The sequence below is a fragment of the Echinicola sediminis genome, from assembly GCF_054777495.1.
In genome coordinates this window covers 1-5383 of record NZ_BAAHAP010000171.1, presented here as the reverse complement: position 1 = coordinate 5383, position 5383 = coordinate 1, and the positions used below count along the sequence as shown (strand labels likewise).

5 protein-coding genes are annotated in these 5383 nt (G+C 44.7%); 3 read left to right on the top strand and 2 right to left on the bottom strand.

Annotated elements, in window-relative coordinates:
- Window positions 1-128 precede the first annotated feature (128 nt).
- From ACYVAA_RS22100 to ACYVAA_RS22090, 3 genes are all read left to right on the top strand, one after another.
- A complete protein-coding gene (locus ACYVAA_RS22100; protein ID WP_460546087.1) occupies window positions 129-1871 on the top strand; it encodes a GMC family oxidoreductase in 1743 nt (580 codons plus the stop codon).
- 12 nt (window positions 1872-1883) lie between these two features.
- Window positions 1884-2594 carry a gluconate 2-dehydrogenase subunit 3 family protein gene (locus ACYVAA_RS22095; RefSeq protein ID WP_460546085.1) on the top strand — a complete coding sequence of 237 codons (711 nt, stop codon included), beginning with the start codon at window positions 1884-1886 and terminating at the stop codon, window positions 2592-2594.
- A gap of 319 nt (window positions 2595-2913) precedes the next feature.
- Window positions 2914-4287 (top strand): Gfo/Idh/MocA family protein, encoded by a 1374-nt coding sequence (locus tag ACYVAA_RS22090; RefSeq protein ID WP_460546083.1) that lies wholly within the window; start codon window positions 2914-2916, stop codon window positions 4285-4287.
- A gap of 149 nt (window positions 4288-4436) precedes the next feature.
- On the opposite strand, the gene ACYVAA_RS22085 is transcribed toward ACYVAA_RS22090, so the two are convergent.
- The gene (locus tag ACYVAA_RS22085) at window positions 4437-4886 is read right to left on the bottom strand and encodes a helix-turn-helix domain-containing protein (protein ID WP_460546081.1); all 450 of its coding nucleotides are present in this window, start codon (window positions 4884-4886) and stop codon (window positions 4437-4439) included.
- Complete coding sequence (locus ACYVAA_RS22080) at window positions 4861-5166, bottom strand: type II toxin-antitoxin system HigB family toxin (RefSeq protein WP_460546079.1); 306 nt, start codon at window positions 5164-5166, stop codon at window positions 4861-4863. Before ACYVAA_RS22080 ends, ACYVAA_RS22085 begins: the two co-directional genes overlap by 26 nt.
- Window positions 5167-5383 lie beyond the last annotated feature (217 nt).

The window sequence follows — 5383 nt, the reverse complement described above, 5'->3', positions numbered from 1 at the left end:
TTGACAGCAGATTGGATGGAAAATGAGTCTAAATAAGAATGGATTCAAAAGATTTCAAAATAGATGCATTCTCTTCCAATTTGTAAAGGTTTAAACTAACTTAAGAGACAACCCTAAAATTATTCTATATGAGTTTTCAAATTAATTCACCGGGAGAAGCCTACGATGTTATCATCGTCGGTTCGGGAGCAGGGGGAGGCATGGCCTCTAAGATCCTCTCTGAGGCCGGTTTCTCGGTGGCTGTTGTGGAAGCGGGGGGAGATTTTGACCCTGCTAAAGAAGAAGACAGAACCCAATTAAGACCGCCTTGGGAATCCCCCAGAAGAGGAGCAAGCACCCGTCTCAGACCTTTCGGTGACTTTGATGCCGCCATTGGTGGCTGGGACATCGAAGGAGAGCCTTATACCTTTGAAGGCAACACCAAGTTCGACTGGTTCCGGTCCAGAATGCTCGGTGGACGTACCAACCACTGGGGAAGGATTTCCCTTCGCTTCGGTCCCAACGATTTTAAAAGGAAAGACATCGACGGTCTGGGAGACAACTGGCCGATCGGTTACGATGACATCAAACCCTATTACGATAGAGTGGACAAACTTATTGGGGTATTTGGTTCCAAAGAGGGCATTTACAATGAACCGGATGGTTTTTTCCTTCCACCACCAAAGCCCCGACTGCATGAACTTTATATTAAAAAAGGAGCCGATAAAATTGGTGTTCCTGTAATGCCTTCAAGGCTGTCCATCCTTACCAAGCCCATTAATAATGAGCGTGGAGCTTGTTTCTTCTGTAACCAATGTAACAGGGCCTGTCAGGCTTACGCGGACTTCTCATCAGGAACCTGCTTGGTAAAACCGGCCATGAAAAAAGGCAAGGTAGACCTGTACACTTATGCCATGGTTCGAAAAGTCACAACAGACGAAAAAGGACTGGCCACCGGTGTTTCTTACATCAGTAAAGTGGACATGAAGGAATATAAGCTCAAGTCAAGGGTAGTAGTCCTTGGAGCTTCAGCCTGTGAGTCTGCACGTATCATGCTCAACTCCAAATCCAAAACCCATCCAGATGGTTTGGGCAATGGCAGCGGCATGGTCGGAAGATACCTCCACGATTCGACTGGATCGGACCGAATGGGCTTCCTGCCTGACCTTGTGGACAGACAAAAATACAACGAAGACGGTGTGGGCGGCATGCACGTATATACCCCCTGGTGGCTGGACAACAGCAAATTGGATTTTGCCAGAGGTTATCATATCGAATACTGGGGAGGCATGAGCATGCCATCCTATGGATTCGGTTTTGGCATGGACACCATCCGGAAGCATATCAAAGATGAATTTGGCAACCCTGGTCCTGCAGGTGGTTATGGAGAAGGTCTGAAAAAAGATATCCGCCGTTACTTCGGCACCATGGTGGGCATGTCAGGAAGAGGAGAAAGTATCCCGAGATATGAAAACTACTGTGAAATCGACAATAATACAGTGGACAAATACGGTATTCCGGTATTGAAATTCAACTACAACTGGACAGACCAAGAGGTCAATCAAGCCAAGCACATGCAGGATACTTTTGAGGAAGTATTGACCAATGCCGGTGCTGTATTATTTGGCGACAAACCAGGACCTGAAACCCAATACGGGCTACTTACCCCTGGAAGGATTATCCACGAAGTAGGTACTACTAGGATGGGCAATAATCCAAACACCTCGGTATTGAACAGTAATTGCCAAGCACACGAATGCAAAAATCTTTTTGTAGTGGATGGTGGACCGTTTGTATCCCAAGCGGATAAGAATCCTACCTGGACCATCTTGGCCTTGGCTTGGAGAACTTCCGACTTTATTGTCGGCGAACTGAAAAAGAAAAACATCTAAAAGGGCAGCATTATGAATAGAAGAGAAAATTTAAAGTTGTTGTTCACGGGATCATTGGCCACCGGCATGTTTATGACCGGCTGTGGTCCCGAAGCTCCTAAAGAGATCCCTCATGCTCCAAAAATCGGCGAAGGCACCAAATGGGGACGGACCCCGGAGGAAATGGCCCATAATGCCGCTTTGAAGGAAGATGTTTTCTTTACCGAAGACGAGATGAAAAAGCTGAACTATCTGGTAGACGTGGTTATCCCGAAAGATGATGTTTCCGGAAGCGCAACGGATGCCGGGGTTCCGGATTTCATAGAATTCATCGTCAAAGATATGCCTTACTATCAAACCCCGATGCGAGGAGGTTTGATGTGGCTCGATACCGAAGCCAGTGACCGCTTTGGCAAATCCTTTATGGAAGCCAGTGAAGCTGAACGTATACAGATCATTGACGACATTGCCTATCCAGATAAGGCAAGACCGGAGATGAAAAGAGGCGTGAAGTTTTTCAATACCCTTAGAAACCTTACTTCTACCGGCTTCTTTACTTCGCAGGAAGGCTTCAAAGACCTGGACTACAAAGGTAACCGCCCCAATGTATGGGATGGTATTCCTCAAGAAGTAATGGACAAGCACGGTTTTAAACTGGAAGAAAAATATCTTCCCATTTATATGAATCCCGATACCAGGGCTACGCTGGCCCAATGGGATGATGAAGGTAATTTAATTGGTTAATTGTTTGTTTTGGATGTGGAAAAGGCCGTCCGCCATTGGCGGATGGCTTTTTTTGTTTTCAACCCCAATAGACTCTTCACTCGTTAATGTCTTTAGACTTGGACGCCAAACTCTTTTAACCACGGAGGGCACTGAGAAAGCGCTAAGGCCGCTGAAACTTTATTTCTGAAAACCTCTCTGTTTACCTCTGTGGAATCTTTGGGAACTTTGTGGTTAAAACAAAACCATCAATTTTACCACTCACATAATACCTTCCACAACAGTACAGTTCAAGGACACTTTTTAGTTATATTATCATGGAACAATAACCCAAAACCAAATGTCAAATCAATCAACCAACCAACAACGAAGAGACTTTCTTAGTAAGGCAGGATTAATGGCTGCCAGTTCATTTTTTCTTCATCCTATTGCAAAAGCATTGGCACTGCGTGATGATCCAAGCAAAAAACTACGCATAGCCTTGGTAGGCACCGGCATACGCGGCACAAGCATGTTCGGAAAGAGCGTAGTACAGGATTATCCTAATGAAGTGGAATTTGTGGGCCTTTCGGACATCAACCCCGGCCGACTTGCCTATGGCAAAGAATATATCGGTACTGATTGCCCGACCTTTGTGGACTTTGACGAAATGATGGCCACCGTAAAGCTGGATGTACTGATCGTGACCACTATGGACAGTACACATGACCAGTTCATCATCAAGGGACTGGAAGCCGGTGCTAATGTCATCACGGAAAAACCCATGACCACTGATGAGATCAAATGCCAGAATATCCTCAATGCAGAGCGAAAAACAGGCAAGCAGGTCATTGTCACTTTTAACTACCGCTACAGTCCGCACCGTCAAAAAATCTATGAACTGCTCCATAATGGAGCCATAGGAACAGTGACTTCAGTGGATTTTCATTGGTACTTGGACACCGACCACGGAGCTTCTTATTTTAGGCGCTGGCACGGTTATAGGGACAAAGGCGGCACCTTACTGGTCCACAAATCCACCCATCATTTTGACCTGCTCAATTGGTGGCTGGACTCCGACCCTGAAGAGGTCTTTGCCTATGGCAAACTGGAATTTTATGGAAAAAACGGTCCTTTCCGTCATTCGCACTGCCGACCATGCCCACACAAAGGAAAATGCGATTTCTACTGGGACATTACCAAAAGCGAACGACTTACCGGCCTCTATACCGACAATGAACAATATGACGGTTATTTAAGGGATGGATGTGTTTATCGGGAAGATATAGACATTTATGATAAGATGGCTGTCCAGATCAAATACATGAATGATGTGCAGGTCAGCTATTCCCTCACCACCTATTCTCCTTATGAGGGTTACCGCATCGCCTTCAACGGCACCAAGGGCCGTCTGGAGGCCTGGATCAAGGAAAGCCAGCCTTGGGAGGAAGAGCCCGCCGATGAACTTAGATGGACCAAGAACTTTGGGGAGACTGAGATCATCACCATTCCCCATGCAGGAGGCGGTCATGGCGGGGGAGACGTACGACTGAAAGACAAACTCTTCAAGGACCCCAATATGGCGGATCCTTATCGTCAATCTGCCGGAACGAGGGATGGAGCCATGTCCATATTGATAGGCATTGCGGCCAGAAAAAGCATTGAAAGCAAAAAACCGATTAAGGTGGCGGATCTGGTGGACATCGAGCTTCAGGCAAAGCGACCGAAGGAGTAAAAATCAGAAGTCTTTAAATAATTAATGGTCGGAGCACTTAAACACTTCGGCCTTTTTTTATATAACCACAGAGGACACGGTGGTAGCACAAAGGCTTTTATTCCAAAACTTAGCTTGTGACCTTTGTGTATGCCCTGAGAAGTTTGTGATTAAAACTTAGCTTGGTTCAAGTCTTCCTTCCTATCCCCATTGATTTCATAAGGCTGAATAAGTGCTTCGACTGGAAGTCCTAAAAACCCAGATAAATTCCTGATCATATCTATAGTAAGCGGCCTTTTCCTATTGAGAACAAGGCTGACTGCAGACTTACTCCCCATAACAGGAATCAAATCCTTATCTTTAAGTCCCTTTCTGGCCATCACTTCCTGAATGGCCTCTATAGGCTCTGGCAATGAAATCGGGAAATGTTCCTTTTCGTACTTTTCGATCAGTGTCACCAGCAACTCCGCCTCCATGCCTTCAGCTGTATCTGGAGCCGCTTCAAATAATCCCGACAAACGTTTCAAAGCAGCCTCGTATTCCTTTTCAGAAGTGATTACTTTATCCCATTTCATTTTCTCCTCCCTTTCATTATCAATATTGCTCGACAGTATTGGCATCTATTTTATCATATTCAGCATGCGTACCCATAAACTTTACAAATACCCATTGCCTTAAATAACTGACCTGAACGATCAAACGGTACTTATTCCCTGCTATATTAAATACCACTCTATTGTTTTTAATCGGATCGGCATCTGGAAAATCCGCCACTACATCAGATGGTTTATTCCATCTGGCATGTTTCGTTATAGCCATCCAGTTTTGTAAGCTAACCTTTGAATCCGGATGCTTATTGTAAAACTCTACAATATTCCTAACGGCTATAATATTTTTCAATAGACACTTTCTTAAACAAATGAAGTTAAATAAAAGTTTTCAATTTGTAAACTTTTAAAAAAGAAAAAAGCAATACAATGGGATTTCCAAGATTTTAACCTTCACTTTTTAACCACCAAGGGCACCGAGTCAACACAAAAGCCTCAAAGGCTTTTATTCCAAAACTTAGCTTGTGACCTTTGTATATGCCTTGGGAAGTTTGTACTTAAAACCAACC